This window comes from Helicobacter typhlonius (assembly GCF_001460635.1).
GTDB classification, from domain to species: Bacteria; Campylobacterota; Campylobacteria; order Campylobacterales; family Helicobacteraceae; genus Helicobacter_C; species Helicobacter_C typhlonius.
On record NZ_LN907858.1, the window covers coordinates 1,076,255 to 1,093,547 of the forward strand.

At 39.6% G+C, this 17,293-nt stretch carries 18 protein-coding genes and 1 tRNA gene; 8 read left to right on the plus strand and 11 right to left on the minus strand.

Annotation, left to right across the window (positions count from 1 at the left end):
- Positions 1–2: 2 nt before the first annotated feature.
- Entirely contained in the window at positions 3–1,187 is a 1,185-nt protein-coding gene (locus BN2458_RS05325) for an FtsW/RodA/SpoVE family cell cycle protein (protein WP_034327173.1), read from the minus strand.
- Between the two features lie 277 nt (positions 1,188–1,464).
- On the opposite strand from BN2458_RS05325, the gene BN2458_RS05330 reads away from it, so the two are divergent.
- Positions 1,465–1,977, plus strand: a complete 513-nt coding sequence (locus BN2458_RS05330) for a DUF4149 domain-containing protein (RefSeq protein WP_034343224.1) — start codon at positions 1,465–1,467, stop codon at positions 1,975–1,977.
- Positions 1,978–2,042: 65 nt separating this feature from the next.
- On the opposite strand, the gene BN2458_RS10390 is transcribed toward BN2458_RS05330, so the two are convergent.
- Both BN2458_RS10390 and BN2458_RS10395 read right to left on the minus strand, forming a co-directional pair.
- Positions 2,043–2,300: a hypothetical protein gene (locus BN2458_RS10390; RefSeq protein WP_231944732.1), complete on the minus strand. Its 258-nt coding sequence runs from the start codon at positions 2,298–2,300 to the stop codon at positions 2,043–2,045.
- On the minus strand, positions 2,293–2,790 hold the full coding sequence (locus tag BN2458_RS10395; RefSeq protein WP_231944733.1) for a class I SAM-dependent methyltransferase: 498 nt from the start codon (positions 2,788–2,790) through the stop codon (positions 2,293–2,295). The genes BN2458_RS10390 and BN2458_RS10395 overlap by 8 nt, the downstream gene beginning before the upstream one ends.
- Before the next feature lie 213 nt (positions 2,791–3,003).
- On the opposite strand from BN2458_RS10395, the gene BN2458_RS05340 reads away from it, so the two are divergent.
- Positions 3,004–3,846, plus strand: a complete 843-nt coding sequence (locus BN2458_RS05340; protein ID WP_138117640.1) for a hypothetical protein — start codon at positions 3,004–3,006, stop codon at positions 3,844–3,846.
- Positions 3,847–3,928: 82 nt separating this feature from the next.
- Positions 3,929–4,138: a hypothetical protein gene (locus BN2458_RS05345; protein WP_034343220.1), complete on the plus strand. Its 210-nt coding sequence runs from the start codon at positions 3,929–3,931 to the stop codon at positions 4,136–4,138.
- A 12-nt stretch (positions 4,139–4,150) separates the two neighbouring features.
- Here the strand turns inward: BN2458_RS05345 and gltS are convergent, their stop codons facing one another.
- Positions 4,151–5,386 (minus strand): sodium/glutamate symporter, encoded by a 1,236-nt coding sequence (gene gltS, locus BN2458_RS05350; protein WP_034343389.1) that lies wholly within the window; start codon positions 5,384–5,386, stop codon positions 4,151–4,153.
- Positions 5,387–5,934: 548 nt separating this feature from the next.
- On the opposite strand from gltS, the gene BN2458_RS05355 reads away from it, so the two are divergent.
- Positions 5,935–6,010 (plus strand) — tRNA-Val (locus BN2458_RS05355).
- Between the two features lie 54 nt (positions 6,011–6,064).
- Here the strand turns inward: BN2458_RS05355 and lspA are convergent.
- Entirely contained in the window at positions 6,065–6,544 is a 480-nt protein-coding gene (lspA, locus tag BN2458_RS05360) for a signal peptidase II (protein WP_034328378.1), read from the minus strand.
- 127 nt (positions 6,545–6,671) lie between these two features.
- Positions 6,672–8,117, minus strand: coding sequence for a phosphoglucosamine mutase (glmM, locus tag BN2458_RS05365; protein WP_231944734.1), 1,446 nt, complete (start codon positions 8,115–8,117; stop codon positions 6,672–6,674).
- An 86-nt stretch (positions 8,118–8,203) separates the two neighbouring features.
- On the opposite strand from glmM, the gene rpsT reads away from it, so the two are divergent.
- Genes rpsT through BN2458_RS05380 form a run of 3 tightly spaced genes read left to right on the plus strand, consistent with a single transcriptional unit; the run spans position 8,204 to position 10,602 of the window.
- The gene (gene rpsT, locus BN2458_RS05370; protein ID WP_034328380.1) at positions 8,204–8,476 is read left to right on the plus strand and encodes a 30S ribosomal protein S20; all 273 of its coding nucleotides are present in this window, start codon (positions 8,204–8,206) and stop codon (positions 8,474–8,476) included.
- A 39-nt stretch (positions 8,477–8,515) separates the two neighbouring features.
- A complete protein-coding gene (prfA, locus tag BN2458_RS05375) occupies positions 8,516–9,580 on the plus strand; it encodes a peptide chain release factor 1 (protein ID WP_034328381.1) in 1,065 nt (354 codons plus the stop codon).
- Complete coding sequence (locus BN2458_RS05380; protein ID WP_052082154.1) at positions 9,580–10,602, plus strand: glycosyltransferase family 10 domain-containing protein; 1,023 nt, start codon at positions 9,580–9,582, stop codon at positions 10,600–10,602. Before prfA ends, BN2458_RS05380 begins: the two co-directional genes overlap by 1 nt.
- Positions 10,603–10,708: 106 nt before the next feature.
- Here the strand turns inward: BN2458_RS05380 and BN2458_RS05385 are convergent, their stop codons facing one another.
- The 3 genes from BN2458_RS05385 to gyrA form a co-directional block, all read right to left on the minus strand.
- Positions 10,709–12,040 carry a sigma-54-dependent transcriptional regulator gene (locus tag BN2458_RS05385; protein WP_034343216.1) on the minus strand — a complete coding sequence of 444 codons (1,332 nt, stop codon included), beginning with the start codon at positions 12,038–12,040 and terminating at the stop codon, positions 10,709–10,711.
- Positions 12,037–12,513 carry a hypothetical protein gene (locus tag BN2458_RS05390; RefSeq protein ID WP_034327719.1) on the minus strand — a complete coding sequence of 159 codons (477 nt, stop codon included), beginning with the start codon at positions 12,511–12,513 and terminating at the stop codon, positions 12,037–12,039. The genes BN2458_RS05385 and BN2458_RS05390 overlap by 4 nt, the downstream gene beginning before the upstream one ends.
- Before the next feature lie 113 nt (positions 12,514–12,626).
- Positions 12,627–15,095: a DNA topoisomerase (ATP-hydrolyzing) subunit A gene (gene gyrA / locus BN2458_RS05395; protein ID WP_034343214.1), complete on the minus strand. Its 2,469-nt coding sequence runs from the start codon at positions 15,093–15,095 to the stop codon at positions 12,627–12,629.
- A gap of 119 nt (positions 15,096–15,214) precedes the next feature.
- Here gyrA and BN2458_RS05400 point away from each other — a divergent pair, with 119 nt between their 5' ends.
- Positions 15,215–15,841, plus strand: coding sequence for a LysE family translocator (locus BN2458_RS05400; protein WP_034327716.1), 627 nt, complete (start codon positions 15,215–15,217; stop codon positions 15,839–15,841).
- 57 nt (positions 15,842–15,898) lie between these two features.
- Here BN2458_RS05400 and BN2458_RS05405 read toward each other — a convergent pair whose 3' ends face one another.
- Together BN2458_RS05405 and BN2458_RS05410 are read right to left on the minus strand one after the other, a co-directional pair.
- On the minus strand, positions 15,899–16,771 hold the full coding sequence (locus BN2458_RS05405; protein ID WP_034343211.1) for an ankyrin repeat domain-containing protein: 873 nt from the start codon (positions 16,769–16,771) through the stop codon (positions 15,899–15,901).
- Positions 16,768–17,271 (minus strand): HIT family protein, encoded by a 504-nt coding sequence (locus BN2458_RS05410; protein ID WP_034327714.1) that lies wholly within the window; start codon positions 17,269–17,271, stop codon positions 16,768–16,770. Before BN2458_RS05410 ends, BN2458_RS05405 begins: the two co-directional genes overlap by 4 nt.
- Positions 17,272–17,293 lie beyond the last annotated feature (22 nt).

A 17,293-nucleotide genomic window follows, 5' to 3' on the forward strand; every position in this document is an offset into this window, starting at 1 on the left:
TTTTATGCAGATTCTATATTTTTAGAATCTGCTTGCGTATTTTTTGAAATTGCTAAAACTAAGCCAATGGCAATACAATTTGCGATAAGTGAACTCCCACCATAACTCAAAAATGGCACTGCAATGCCCTTTACAGGCGTGATACCCGAGATACCAAAGGCATTGATAATGAGTGAAAAACCAAGCAAAAGTGCCACGCCAACACAAAAAAGATAGTACATTTTGTGCGAGGTGCGATTTGCAATGCGAAAAAGCCTAAGAAGTATATAAGCAAAAAGTAACACTATGCCAAAGAGCCCCACAAATCCAAGCTCCTCGGTAATCCCAGCTAATACAATATCCGTATGCACATCACTTAAAAATCCAAGCTTGATATAGCCCTCACCAAGTCCAGAACCGAAGAATCCACCGCTTGAAATAGCATTTGTAGCGTGATAGATTTGATAAGGTTCGGGTAAGCCACCTATGCGGAGGTTTTCCGCCCAGCCCTGTGGCAAGAGAGCTAGAACTGAATCTTGTGCGCTCGCCCACCACGACTTTACACGCAAGATTCTATGCGGGCTCGTGATAATAGCGAGAAATGCCGTGCCAATTGTGCCTAAAAATATCACACCAAGCAGCCGCAAACTCCCCCCAGCAAATAAAAGCATAACACCAAGTGTCAAAGCCAAAAGCACTACCTGCCCCAAATCATTCTGCAACACCGCGATAAGCACCACCGCCACGATGAAAAGCACGAGATAGGGAATAAAGATTCTAATCTCATCTTTCATTGATAAATGCACATTGCTGACAAACTTACGCGAAAAACTCCACGCCAAAAAATACACAAAACCAATTTTGAAAAGCTCGGAGGGTGCGAGAGAAATAAAAGATAGCCTAATCCAGCGTTTCGCCCCACCGGCAGAGCTTACAAGCCCTTGTGGCAAGAAGTGCATACCCACCATAAGAATGATAGAGATGATAAAAATCGCTAAACCAATGCGTCTAAAATAAGTGTTTATATCTATACGAGAAAGTAGCCACATTAGCATAATGCCAAGACAAGCAGCGATAAGCTGACGCGTAAAAAAGTGAATTTGCGAGTAACCATAAAAACTTGTGATATATACCCCTAAGGAATAGGACATTACCACACCAATACTTAGAAGCAATATAACAGCATAAAAAAGCTTAGAATCCGCCATAGCACTCACTTTGTTTTATGATAAATCTTTCATTGTATTATGTGAAGAAAAACTAGCAATGCGATATTACCAAAACATTGAGAAAATGTAAATTTAAGCCATTGTGAGCAAAAACTCCTCTTTAATCGCCCAAACATCAAGCAAGACATTCTTTGCTCGGTGGCTGTTTATTTCAAAAATACTTACAAGAAAATAAAGAATTTTGTTATAAGAATCTTAAGTAAAAGTTTATAATTCTTAAATACAATAAACAAAAATCAAAACAAAAGGACTTCCTATGAAAATCTATAAAGTTTTTCAAACACTTGATGCAATCTACATTTTTCTACTTAGTATAGGCGTTGGGTGCATTATTTGTGCTGGATTTTCTGCTGCTACTATCTTTCGAGCCGCTGATTTTGTGCCAGATTTGACTAGAAGTGATAGCGGCTTGATTATGGGGCTAATTTTTATCAAATGTAATTATTTATTCGATTTTCTTGCGGCTGTGATTATCATCTATGAATTGACAAGTAGCTACTTCACGCGGTATTTTAGCCACGCCAAGCACAGAAAAATATGGCTACTACTCGGCGGGGTAAATGTCATACTCATCTTTCTATTCACGCTTTACTACACGCCTTATATTATGGAGGCTCAAGCCTTAAACACGATTGATACTAAAGCATTTGATTCTATGCATAAGCAAAGTGAGCTTGTGTTTAAGATTCTCCTTATTACGCTTAGTGCCTCTGCGCTATGGAGAGGCATCATCGGCACTCGCCCACAACACGCAAACGCACAACCTTGATGTTAGAATTACATTAAGTTATAGATTCTTACACTTTAAGAATCTATAAGCTTCAAGGCATAATATTATTGCTTGTTTCTTGCAATCACAAGCAATGAGCCACCAAAGCAATTTGGCAAAAATAGTATAAGTTTGTTTTCTAAGCGACACATACCAAGCAATGCACTATTTATTAATCTAGGCGGTGGCACATCGCGTAACTCTTTAGAATCTGTGTTTTGTGCTTTTGAAGCTGGGTTTAAAATAGCACGAGCTAATAAAAGTGGAGTAAGTGCGATAAAAAAATATTGCGCAGATTCTATACTTAAGCCACATTCACACATAAGCCTTGAGCTCACTTTTGATATACCGCCGCTTATGATGCACACTCACATCGTGTGCATTCCACAGCCATTTATGCGCTGGCGCACTTAAGGCAAGTAGGCTTTTTTCATTATTTTTCAACATACTCTTCATATTTAAAAGTGCATTTTTATCATCATCAATATGCTCTAGCACATCAAAAGCAAAAATACAATCAAACTCATCTTTAAAAGGCACATCAAGCAAATCCATACAATACAAATCCTTTATGCCATAAGTTTTGGCATATTCTAAACCTTGTGGGTGAATCTCCCCCAAAGCAATATTATGAAATCCTTGAGAGAGAAAATGTCTTGTAACACTCCCTGTACCTGCGCCCACATCTAGAATCTTTGCGTGTTTGCCACTATCGTTTGGATAAACATTGGCAAGTATGCAGCTTACACTTTGATAAATAAACTCTCGCCTTGCAATATGCCAAAAATGCTTATTTTCAGCCAAATACAGCATATCCATACCTTGCGTTGGGAAATGGTGTGAGGGAGCAATATCTAAATGATCAGATTCTAAAGAAGAGATATTATGCGGGGGGCAATTAAATAATATTCCCCCTACAAAATTGGGATTTTCAGTCTTTTTGGCATATTATTTTAAACGATAATCACCCATTTCTTTATAATCTCTGTCTCAAAATCTACGCACATATTTTTGGCACTTCTGATTTTGTATTACGTTTTTTTTAGCACGATTTGGATACTTTTTGGTGTAATCACAAGCTATATCATTCTCTACAAACATCATTACAAATCCCTTGCCCTCCTTTATACTATCTTGTTCTCCTTGTCTCCGCAAACTATATACTACGCACAAGAATGCCGCAATTACGCTATGCCACTCTCACTTACAAGTATTTTTTGCACTTTGTTATATCTTATCTTTGAATCAATGCACGATAGATTAAACTCACGCATTAATAGTTGGTATTTCTTAAGTATTTTGCTCTGTGGAGTAGCATTAGTCCTCACGCATTATTATGCCTATGTTTTTGTATTTTGTGTGGGTATAGTTTTCCTTATACAAAGTATTTTTACTCACAAATTTTTTAGACCGCTTTTTATATGCTTTGGACTAATGGGACTTGCTGGAATCGTATGGATAAGTATTCATCATTTATATGGTGGTTTTTTGTATCGTATGGATGCAGCGTGGGTATTTGAAAGTAGCCTGTGGTGGCTACTTTTTAGCACTATTTTATCTTGTTTTGGCAAATTTACTTGGATTCTCATTGCTTGTAGCCTACTTTTTGCCTTTAGATATAGTGGTTTTGCTCCTTATAGGCAATATGCACCATTTTTGTATATTGTAGGTTTAGAGTTCATTATCATAAGTCTTATATTTTTTAATCTCTCGCAAACAATGGACAAACGATTTTTTATAGAGATTTGCATTCTTATTTATTTCTTTATTGCAAATGTTTTGCTTTATTCACAAGCATTTTTACGCTATTTAAAACCCATTGTCTTAGCCATTGCATTGACACTCACAGCACATAGTTTTTTTTATTAACGCAAATTATCATAAAGAAGATTTACGCGCAGGAAGCGAATATATAGCTAAACATTTTGATTCTACACAATGCCTCCTACCTGTGCGCTGGATAGCCTGCAAACGTTATCTTCCACAATTTGAAGCAATAGAAAAACCACTCGTGCAACAAGAATGCGACCTTATATATTTTACCGCAGATAGAGAAGATACAAATTTTGCAAATACTCGCATCACCCTAGAACAACATAATATCAAAGACTACAAATTCATATCTTTCAATGGTGCGGTTGTGGTGATTAAAGAAAAATAGCTTTTAGCTATTTTATATAAATAACTGCAATATACTTTGTATCACCACTGCGTTAATCAAATCAATAAAAAATGCCCCAACAAGCGGCACGACAATAAATGCCATATGGCTTGGTCCATAATGTGAAGTAACCGTTTGCATATTTACCATAGCCGTGGGGGTCGCGCCAAGCCCAAATCCACAATGCCCCGCAGCAAGCACCGCCGCATCATAGTCTTTGCCACAGAATCTAAAGGTAACAAACACGGCAAAAGCCACCATACACACTGCTTGTGCGCTTAGAATGACAATCATAGGGAGTGCAAGTGCCACGAGTTGCCAAAGATTAAGCGTCATCATCGCAAAGGCAAGGAAAAGTGAGAGGGAGACATTGCCAAGCACAGAAACTTCCCTGTCAAAGACTTGATGAATATTAAGCGCACTTAAGGCATTGCGTAAAATCACGCCCACAAAGAGACAATGCACAAATGTTGGGAGATTAAACATAGGAAACACACTCTTGCTATACTCGCTCGATAAAGTCCCTACAAGCAGACACAACGCAATGAGCGCAAGAGATTCAATAAAACTAATGGGCGTGATGAGCCGCTCCTTTTGAGGCGTCTCAAAGCCGTGGGGGTCATCATTATTATGCTCCTTACCCGGAATCTTAATATTGTGTTTATTTATCAAGTATCGTGCTGTAGGTCCGCCGATAAGCCCACCCATAACAAGCCCAAAGGTCGCACACGCCATAGCCACTTCGGTAGCTGCCGCAAAATTATAAGGCTCGGCTTTGAAAATATCCGCCCACGCTGCACCTGTGCCGTGCCCACCGCTCATTGTAATGCTACCGCCAAGCATTCCAAGCAATGGATCTACACCCATACCATAGCTCACACCAATACCGATGAGATTCTGCAAGAACAAAAGCCCGGTTACAAGGACGAGAAAAATCACAAGCATTTTACCGCCCTTTTTGAGCGAGGCAAAATCCGCACTTAACCCTATGGAAGAGAAAAATGCTAGCATTAATGGATCTTTGAGTGAGGAGTCAAATTTTAACTCAATAGCAAATGTTTGGTAAAAAACGAGAATAAACAAGGCAACAACAATCCCTCCTACAACAGGTTCAGGGATATTATAATCGCGCAAAAACCTGACTTTAGCAATGATGTATCGCCCAAGGAGCAACACAAATACCATACACACAAGCGTGAAATAAAAATCAAAAGAAAATGTGCTAAGCGTTGCACTATCAGCCTTGATATAGCCCAATACACTCGCACCATTTGAATCTTTTGCCTCTATGTATAAAAACTCGCCATTACCTGCTAGAGCGGTGATTTTGCTACTAGAGGGCAATGTGCTAGTGGCACAAGATTCTAAAGTAGTGGCATATAAGCTTGTTTCATTTTTGGTTACATAGCTATTTGCCCACGATGAAATAGGCTTCATATCTTCAGGCTTATGCCAAGCACACTCTTGGGGTGTCTCTAATGTTTCTTGCATCGCTTTTAGCAGACCCCTGCCACCCTCTTGTGTGATAGAATCTTGGGCTACCTCGCTTTGATTTTGTGGTATTTCTGTATATGCGTTAAGGGGGGGGGGGCTTACCATAACAAACATAACATAGATACACGCTATTTTACAAACCCTAAACATACTCTCTCCTTACACAATTTCGCAGTGTATATTAAGCTATAAAAACTTTAAGAAAAATTAAATATTTTTAAGATACAATCCACATCTCCACAAGATTCCAATAATAATGCGATGATTTTATTATGTCGCTTGTGCCTTATCTGCTTGAAAATGATCGCGTAGCTCAGTTGGTAGAGCACTACCTTGACATGGTAGTGGTCGCTGGTTCAAGTCCAGTCGTGATCACCATTTTTTAGAATATGCTCCGTTTTTAAACACTTCACGCACAGATTCTATAAGGATTTAGTTAGATTTTTCTCCCTTAAGCATTTGTAAAATAATAATTACCACACTGCAGTCAATCAACACATCAGCGAGATTAAAAATTGCAAAATCAAACCAATAATGCCAATACACATAATCCACCACGCCGCCGTGGATAAAGCGATCAAAAACATTTGAAAGTCCCGAACCTAGCAAGATTCCAAGCGCGGCATAATATTTGATAAAAAAATCACTCATAAGTGCAAAAATCAGCACCGCGCATAAAAACACGATTTGTATATATTTCAAATATTCCTCTAAAAAACTAAACATTGAAAACGCCACGCCTTTATTATACACAAGAGCCCTACCGCCAATAGTAAGTGCCTCACTCTCCCATTCAAAACCCCCAAGCATAATAAGCTTTACCCACTGATCAAGCACAATGCTTAAGACAAAAAGCGCCACGAACACCGCAATTTGCTTTTTGTCAATGTATTTTAGAGACGAATATTTCATATATCCTACTTTTAATTTTTATAATTTTCTACTTGTGGCGCATTCAAAGCAGATTCTACACTTCACTTGAATATTTAAAATCCATATCAAACTCTGCACCCAAAGTATGCTTTAAATACATAAGATTCTATACATTTAATTGCTTTTGAAAAAACTCTGTGAGTATTTCTACCTGCTCACTCACGAGTTTAGAATCCTTGCCCTCTACCAAAATTCTAAGCTTATTTTCTGTGCCAGAGTAGCGCACAAGGTGGCGATTACCCGATTGCGTAATAGAATCTAGCTTTTCTTTTAGTCCTGCGATACTTTCAAGTGGCTTTTTGTGCGCGACTTTGAGATTGACTAGCTCACTTGGGTAGAGTTCAAAAGGATTAAGTGCCTCGTGCGAATTTTTTTTGCTTTGAAGCAGTAAAGCCAAGACTTGCAACGCACTCACTAAGCCATCGCCTGTTTTAGCATAATCACTAAAAATAATATGTCCGCTACTCTCCCCACCAAAATTTAAATCGCGCTCTTTCATCATATCCCACACATATTTATCGCCTACATTGCAACGATAAAGCGTGATATTGTGAGATTTTAGAAACTCCTCAAGCGCGAGATTACTCATCAATGTGGTAACAATGGCGTTATTTTTGAGCGCACCAATTTGTTTTTGATAGAGTGCAAGCGCACCAATGAGCTTATCGCCATTGATAATGTGCCCCTCATTATCCACCACTACAAGCCTATCCGCATCGCCATCAAGCGCAAAGCCCACATCTGCGCGATATGTGCGCACCTCCTGCGCTAAGGTTTCAGGGTGCATAGCTCCGCACTGCTTGTTGATATTGTATCCATTAGGCTCATCATTAATAGCTATCACATCAGCTCCTAATTCACTCAACACAATAGGAGCAACACGATATGCCGCACCATTAGCACAATCACACACTATACGCAATCCTCGTAAAGTTAGATTCTTTGGAAAAGAATTTTTAATATGCACAATATAACGTCCCACCACATCATCAATACGCTTTGAACTACCGATTTCTAGCCCACTTTTGAGTGCGCTTTGGAGCGAGGTAGGATTGTAATAATAAGATTCTATACTTTCTTCTTCTTCTTGAGCAAGTTTATAACCATAATGATTAAAGAATTTTATACCATTATCATCATAGGGATTATGGCTTGCGCTTATCATAATTCCCGCATCGCATCGCATATCCTCTGTCAAAAAAGCAACGGCGGGAGTAGGCATAGGACCAATTTGTATCACATCATAGCCCACAGAAGTGAGAGCAGAAACAAGAGCGTTTTCTATCATATAACCGCTACGACGTGTATCCTTGCCTACGAGAATCTTATTTGTCAATGAATGTTGGCGAAAGTGTATCCCCGCACTTGTTCCTAAAGCTATCACACTTGAGGGAGTAATCACTTCCCCCGCACGTCCTCGGACACCATCAGTGCCAAATAGTTTTGCCTCTTTTTTAGAGCTTGTTTGAGAATCTGCGGCTTTTACACCTGTTTTTTTGCTTATCTCATCTTTGTTTTTTTGAGGCACTTTTGCCATATTCGCTCCTTTCATTATCACTCCTTAAACTTTTAAACTGCATTTAATCAAACTTTTGGCAGAATCTTGCCCTAATTTTTTAAAAAAAGGACTAATACACTATGGCAAATCACAAATCTGCAGAAAAGAGAATCCGACAGACCAAAACAAGAACGGAACGCAATCGCTACTACAAGACGCGTATTAAAAATATCGTACGCAACCTAAGAGAAGCAGTAGCAGCCAAAGATGTAGCTAAAGCGCAAGAAGCACTTAAAGTTGCCAATAAAGAGCTTCACAAATATGTAAGTAAGGGAATCTTAAAGAAAAATACTGCTTCACGCAAAGTCTCTCGCCTCAATGCAAGCGTGAAAAAACTCGTTCAATCTGCGTAAATAGCGCGTTCTTCGTATAGATTCTAAAAAGTAACTTGTATGCTTGTAGATAAGCTTAAGCCCATTGTGGCGCGTTATGGTGAGATTTCACAGCTTCTCACTTTAGAATCTACCCTTGCAAATATTAAACAATTAACTCAACTAAGCAAAGAGCAAAATGACATTGAGCCAATCACACAAAAAGCAAAGCTGTATTTTGCTACGCTTGAAAATATCACGCAAAACAAGGCTTTGCTAGAAGACAAAGAACTTGGTGAGTTAGCAAAAGAGGAGCTTAAAGATTTAGAATCTGCTAAAGCCACATTAGAAGAGGAAATCAAACTTCTTCTAATCCCCAAAGACCCAAATGATAGCAAAAATATCTACCTTGAAATTCGCGCAGGCACAGGCGGAGATGAAGCGGGAATCTTCGTGGGGGATTTATTTAAAGCGTATTGTCGCTATGCAGATTTACAAAAATGGAAAGTTGAAATTATCAGCTCAAGCGAAAATAATGTCGGTGGCTACAAGGAAGTCATCGCCCTTGTCAAAGGCAATGGCGCGTATTCTAAGCTCAAATACGAGGGTGGTACTCACAGAGTGCAAAGAGTGCCAAAGACAGAATCTCAAGGGCGGATTCACACTTCAGCTATCACCGTGGCGATTATGCCAGAAGTCGATGATGTAGAAGTCAATATCAACCCGAGTGATTTAAAGATTGATGTTTTTCGCAGCGGCGGACACGGCGGACAGAGTGTGAATACCACAGATTCTGCGGTGCGTATCACGCATATTCCCACAGGCATTAGTGTGTCAATGCAAGATGAAAAATCACAGCATAAAAATAAAGATAAAGCAATGAAAATCCTCAAAGCAAGGCTTTATGAAGCCGAGCTTGAAGCGCAAAACGCCCAAAATAAAGAAGCTAGAAAGTCTCAAGTAGGCAGCGGGGATAGAAGCGAGAGAATCCGCACATATAATTACCCGCAAAATCGCCTCACAGACCACCGCATAGGTTTAACGCTTTATAGCCTTGAGGAGATTATGCTTGGTGGGCTACTTGATGAATGTATTAATCCCCTCATCGCTCACGCACAAAGTCAAGCTATGGGAAGTATTGAATAATGGCGCAAAACCTTCAAACACCACAAGATTCTAAGACAAAGAAAAGAATCTATTTTTGCGATGGAGCGGTTAAAGGTAAGATCCCCGCTATACTTTCCAGGCATTATGATATTGAGATTACACCGCATAATCCGGATTATGTGTTTTATTCTGTTATGGGTAATGAGCATATCAATTATGATTGTATTCGTATTTTTAGCACAGGCGAGAATGTGAGGGCTGATTTTAATTTTTGTGATTATGCTATTGGTTTTGATTATATGCAATTTGAGGACAGATACTTGCGCTATCCGTTCTATCTCCATTACAAAGAAGCGATGGAAAAAGCGCGAAATAAACATCTTCATATTACACCCCAAACCCTTGAAAATAAGAAAAGATTTTGCACCTTTGTTGTCAGTAATGGCAAAGCAGATTCTATAAGAAGTCAGTTTTTTGATAAGCTTATGCAATATAAGCACATAGATAGTGGCGGCAAATATAAAAATAATATCGGCGCACCTGTGGCAGATAAACTCGCATTTTTAAGTGAAGGAAAATTTAATATTGCTTTTGAAAATTCAAGCGCCAATGGCTACACGACAGAAAAGCTCATAGAAGCATTTGCCGCAGGAACGATTCCTCTTTATTGGGGCGATGAAAGCGTAAGTTTGCCTTTAGATTCTAGCGGGGGGGGGGTAAATCCCAAATCTTTTGTGCGGCTCAATGATTTTGCGAGTTTTGAAGAAGCCATAGCCTATATTGAATTTTTAGATACACATAATGATGCGTATCTAGCGATATTGCGAGAAGAAACATTTTTAGATTCAAATCACGAGGCAATATTTGATAAAAAATTAGAATCTTTTTTGCTTCATATTTTTAATCAGCCACTTGAAAAGGCTTATCGCAGAGGTTTTGGACAATGGCGATGTAATATTGAAAAACGATATAAGAAATATCAAAGAATAAGGAGTCTCACCAACACCTGTGTGAATATCATCAAAAATCCCATTCGTAGGATAAAAAAATTATTCAAATAAGCTAGATTCTAAAAGTTTTTAAAGCCTCTCATTCTTTACCATTTTTAGAAATCCCACTAGCCTACTGCAATTTTATATGTTCCACAAGCAAGGTAAATTTTCAAAACTACTTAATATCATATCTCGCAATCTTATGACGCAAAAGCTCTACGCTCATTCCCAGCATATCGCTTGCCCTTTGTAAATCATTCGCACATTCTTTAAGAATCTGTGTGATGAGCTCCTTTTCAAGTGCAGCTATACTGCCCTGCTCTGCGTTTGCGCTCTTTAGATTTGTGCCGCTAAAGGCTTTTGTGCGAGATTCTAAAGACAAGTCCTTCACGCTGATTTCATTGCTATCGCTCAAAATCCCCGCCCTCTCCACGACAGATAAAAGTTCGCGCACATTACCATACCATTCATAGTTTAAAAGTGCCTCTTTCGCCTCCTCAGAAAAAGACTTTTGCGGAAAATTATATTGCGCACACACAGATTCTAGCTTCCACTCACTAATAGGCAGAATCTCCTCCTTACGCTCTTTAAGCGGTGGGATAGGCAGAGGAATGGTTTGTAGCCTAAAAAACAAATCCTCTCTAAATTCATTTTTGCCTATCTTTGCCTGTATATCAGCATTTGTTGCAGAGATAAAGCGCACATCAATCTTAATGGGCTTTGAGCTACCAAGCCGTGTAAGCGTTTTTTCCTGCAATACACGCAAAAGCTTTGCCTGAAGTGCAAGGGGCATTTCACCAATCTCATCCAAAAACACGCTGCCACCACTTGCAGATTCTAAAATACCGGGCTTTGGATTTGTAGCGTCTGTAAAGGCTCCTTTTTCATAGCCAAAGAGTTCGGATTCTAATAAATGCTCTGGTATTGCCGCCATATTAAGCGCAACAAAAGGCGCATTAGCACGAGCAGAATTGCGATGTATGAAGTTAGCAAACACATCTTTACCCACACCACTTTGTCCCAGAAGCAATACATTCGCATCAGTCTTAGCAACCTTTAGAGCTAGGGCTTTAACCTCTTCAAGCTTTGGCGATGAGGCGATAAACTCCTTATCATCTGTGCTTTTTGGTGGTGTTTTTTGTGTCTTATGCACGATTTGTGCCGCCTTGTGTGTGCGCTTTATTGCCTCTATGAGCTCTTCTATCTCAAAACCTTTGATGAGAAAGTCTTTCACACCCAAACGAATGGACTTTATCGCATTTTGCACGGAAGCATTCCCTGTGATGACAATCGCTTCATATCGTCCATTCAGCTCCTGCAAAAAGCTCAAGCCGTCCATTTGAGGCATATTAATATCAGTGATGATAAGCTCAAAACTCTCATCGAGCTTTTTAAGCGCGTCCTTTGGATTCTTAAAGCTTACCACTTCATACTCTGCATAGTCCTCAAATGCGGTTTCTAGGGACTTACGATAATTAATATCATCTTCTACAATGGCTATCTTCATACCTGCTCCTTTGCTAGGATATACATCATAATGCTTTTATTGACAAGCTTTGCCTTTACCCTCGTTGGGGCGATTTCAAGCCTCACACGCGATTGTAGGGCATTATCCCTCCCACTCGTATCCTCGCGCACATAAACTTTATGTTGCAGCAAACATTCAAGCACCTGCTCCTTTTCCTGCTTGATAATAGAGGTGATAAAGTAAGCCATATCGTCCATTATGGGATACCTACTCGCGTCTATTTCACACTCTTGTGTAACTATATAGCCCTTGTGTGCTTGATAGTTCATCACGTGTGATACACGATAAGATTCTCTCTGGGCTAGATTGTCCTTACTCACAACCTTATATGAGATGAGGAGTTCTACCTCTGCATTTTCAAATCGCTCTTCGTAGGGCAATTCATCAAGGCTACTCACGCCCTTGAGTGTGCTAAAACATAAAAGCAAAATGATACAGAACCGAGCACACATTAACCTAGCCTCCACCTCTTTATCTATACTTTAAGCCCAAACCGCCCCACTATAACTTTGCCACTTCGCATTTTATGCTTTCAAGATTTTAGAATCTACCACAGGTACCGCCCTCACTCAGGATTAGATTCATTCAAATCATCTTCTTTAGGCTCTTTAGGACAGACATTCGCATATGCGACTTTATCCTTGCCTACATTGACGATTTTCACACCGCTTGTATTGCGCCCTGCCTCGCGAATCGCCTCTGTATCCACGCGTATCATCTTGCCCGAGCTTGTAAGCACCATTAAATCCATATTTTCATCGTTAATATTTACCACGCTGACAAGATTCCCTGTCTTTGAAGTAAGCTTTTGAACGATTACACCCTTACCAGCACGAGACTGCAGACGATACTCACCGGCAAGTGTTTGTTTGCCAATCCCCTGCTCACTCACGGTTAAGAGCTTATCTGTATTGCTTGTGATGGTCGTAGCGGCAATGACATAATCTTTATTTGCTTTAAACTTAATGCCACTTACCCCACGACTAACCCTCCCAATCTCGCGTAATTCATTCACGCTAAAACGGATACACATACCTTGATGAGTTGCGATAAACAATTCCTTGACGTTCAAATCCACAATATGCGCTGTTACAAGCTCATCTTTCTCATCAAGATTAATCGCCCTTACGCCCACGCTACGAATATTACCATACTCTTTTAGATTTGTGCGCTTGACAATACCATTTTTTGTAAAGAATACAAGCGATTTATCATCATTAAAATCTGTCGTGGTAATAGTCGCCATAATCTTTTCATCAGGCTGGAGATTGATAAGATTCACAACTGCCTTACCAATGGCTGTGCGCCCCGCTTCTGGAATCTTATACACCTTGAGCCAATAGAGCTGCCCTTTGTTTGTTACAAACATAATCGTATCGTGCGTATTTGCCACAAAGAAAGATTCTATAAAATCATCATCGTGCGTATTTCCACTAATCTTGCCCTTACCGCCACGATTTTGCTTTTCATAAGTTTTAAGTAATACACGCTTAACATAGCCCCTATGGCTCATTGTAACGACTACCTTTTCATTAGAAATTAAATCCTCCACATCAATGGCATCATAATTTTCTTCAATTTGTGTGCGCCTCTTGGTGCTAAACTTATCCTTGATTTCTAAAAGCTCTTCTTTTACAATGTTTTTAAGCTTTTCTTCACTTTTGAGAATGGATTCTAAATAAGCGATTTGCTCTTGTAATTCAGCATATTCAGCATTGATTTTATCTCGCTCTAAACCTGTTAGTCGTTGCAAACGCATTTCAAGGATTGCTTTTGCTTGAAGTTCGCTTAGTTTAAATTTTGCAACAAGCGCATTTTTTGCAGATTCAGAATCTGCGGAGGCACGAATCGTTTTAATCACCTCATCAATATTATCAAGTGCAATGATTAAACCCTCTAAAATATGTGCTCTCGCCTTTGCTTTCTCAAGCTCAAAAATCGTACGGCGGATAATAATCGTCTTGCGATGAGCGATAAAAATCTGCAAAAGTTCAAGGAGATTAAAAATCTTTGGCTCTTTATTATTAATAGCAAGGAGGATAATCCCAAAGGTGCTTTCCATTGTCGTGGATTTAAAAAGATGATTAAGCACAATCTCGCTCATCGCATCGCGTTTAAGCTCCACTACCACGCGAATCCCCTCTCTATCACTTTCATCGCGCACTTCTGAAATGCCTTCAATAATTTTCTCTTTTGCCAGCTCACTAATTTGCTCTACAAGTTTTGCCTTATTGACTTGATAAGGCACTTCATCAATGACAATAATGTCTTTTGTCTTTGTTTTTTCAATATGCACTTTAGCGCGCACACGGATTCTACCCCGTCCGGTGCGATACGCCTCTAAGATTCCGGCTTTGCCATAAATAATCCCACCTGTTGGAAAATCAGGTCCCTGCACGAGTGGGAGTATATCCTCCACATCACTTGTATTGTTATCAATCACATAAATAAGCGCATCTATAATCTCATCAATACGATGTGGTGGGATAGAAGTCGCCATACCCACAGCAATCCCGCTTGAACCATTTACAAGCAAATTTGGAAATCGTGTCGGCAAAACATCAGGTTCCTCAAGCGTGTTGTCATAATTTGGCACAAATTCCACGGTGTCTTTTTCAATATCACGGAGCATTTCCTCACTTGCACTTGTCATACGCGCTTCGGTATAACGCATAGCCGCTGCGCCATCGCCATCAATGCTACCAAAATTTCCCTGCCCATCGACAAGTTCAAGTCGCATAGAAAAATCCTGCGCCATACGCACAAGCGCATCATATACTGCTGTATCACCGTGCGGGTGGTATTTACCAATCACATCGCCCACGATTCTAGCACTTTTTTTGTAAGGGCGTCTAGGTGAAAGGCTTAGCTCGTTCATCGCGTAGAGAATCCTCCTATGCACCGGCTTTAGCCCATCTTTTGCATCAGGTAACGCCCTACCTACAATCACACTCATAGAATAATCAAGATAACTGCCTTTGATTGATTCATCAAGTTGTATATCTATACTTTTCTCTTCCAATAGACTCTCCACTTTTAGCTCCCTTTTGTTTTATAAAACGCGTATTCTAGCCTATATTGCTTAAAAATAGGCTTACTTCTTGCGTAAAATAGTATATAATTTTACCCACATTACACAAGCGGGAATTTTAAATGGACATTAATGAAAAAATCATACTTTTATGCCTAATGGGATTTTTTGGCGCGATTACTCCCGGACCTGATATACTCCTTACATTAAAGACTACTTTGCGCTTTGGTGTGGGGCAAGGATTCAAAGTGCTATTAGGTATCGCAAGTGGCTGGTGTCTATATCTTACACTCATTTACGCGGGGCTTAGTCATTGGCTCAATACCCCTATTGCACAGCTTATTCTTAGTATTATAGGCGGAAGCTATTTGCTCTACCTAGGATTCATAATACTTACAATGAAAGCACAAAACTATGATTTAAGCATATCGCAAGAGGAGCGCAAAGAGGGCTATATACAGGGACTTATCATTAATCTCTCAAACCCCAAGGCTATTTTATTCTTTGTATTTTTGGTTACACCCTTTATTGATGAGGGTATGGAGCTAGGATTTATTGCACTATGGTGCTCACTCTTTGCCGCCTTTGTGTGTATAATCATATGCGCTAGTGTAGCACGGAGCCATATCAACACCCGCGCCTTTGTTATTATTGATAGAATCTGCGGTGTGCTCTTTGTATGCTTTGCGTGGCTTTTATATTTTGAATTTGGCGAATTATGCGTGGAAATTACCAAAGCCGCTTTTTAATTCTAAAGCTTATTTTTAAGACTTAGATTCTAACAAAACAGAATGTTCTTAGAATCCTCACCACAACTTCAATTCTGTATCTGTTTTTTTATAAAGATTCTTATTTTTGCCCTCCATTTCATACTCAAGTGCAAAACCATATTTAATATTTGTCGTGCCAGATTTTTTAAGCCTTATATTCTCATAGGTATTACTTGGGATTCTAAGGCTCGTTACCACTGCGCTACTATTTGGTGGGATTCTCTTATTGACCTCTGCTTCATTTATTAATTCTCCATTGATATATAGTGCCACATAGCGCACATTTATCACCTTAGAGCTTTGATTAGATACGCTAATATTCGCACTGCCCTCGCCAAGATTGAATGATGAAGCATTTAATGTAACATCACTATTTTTGATACTCACCGCAGGAAGTGAGCGTGAAGCGAGAATATAACGTGCTGGAGTATCACCTCGATGATTTTGCGCATACATATCTGCACCATTTGACAAAAGTAGCCTTATCATCTCTGTATTTTTTTTCATTACCGCATAATGCAAGGGTGTATTGCCCAAATGCTCGTCAGCTACATTGACCTCCGCACCCTTAGCAATGAGGGCTTTAGCAAATTTATAATTATTGAGTGCAACCACCTTGAGCAAAGGGGTTTCGCCGTGGCAAATCGCATTCACATCAGCCCCGCGCTCAATTAAGAGATATAAAATCTCCATATTCCCCTTGCGTGCCGCATCATATAACGGTGTAGAGCCGCGCAAACGTGCTTCAATATCAGCGCCAAGATTAATGCCCTTTCGCACTTCAGTGTAGTTATTGCTAAAAAGCAGATGATTGTATCTATCATTCGCCCCATAGCTTAATACAGATAATCCCCCACACGCACACATTATCACAAATAGTCGTGAAAAAAATATGTTTTTTGCGCTCATTTCATATCTCCTCGTTGTGTAAAATATTTCTCGCTTAGCAATTTTATTTTTATATAAATACTATCAAAATCCATACCAAAAGTGCGAGCCTCTGCTATGCTCGTCATAAAGTTCGTATCACCCATATAGCGAGGCACAAAGTGCATATGCAAATGCTCGGGTATCCCCGCACCACCAGCTTTTTTGATATTTAAGCCCACATTCACACCCTGTGCGCCATACTCATACAAAAGTGCAACTGCCTTATGTGAAAGCATATGCAAGTGTAGCCAAGTCTCTAAAGGCAACTTTTCGGGCGAATCACAATGCTTAAGAGGCAAAAGCATAAAATGTCCGGGTGTATAAGGATAAAGATTCATAACGCCAAATACCAATTCATCGCGGTAAATCACGTGGTTTTTTTCATCATCTTGCGGATTATCTGCAATAGTGCAAAATATACAGCCCTCCTCACTCGAACCAAAGTATTTGCTCCGCCAAGGTGCATAGATTCTATCCACTATCTTATCCCTTCTGAATCCT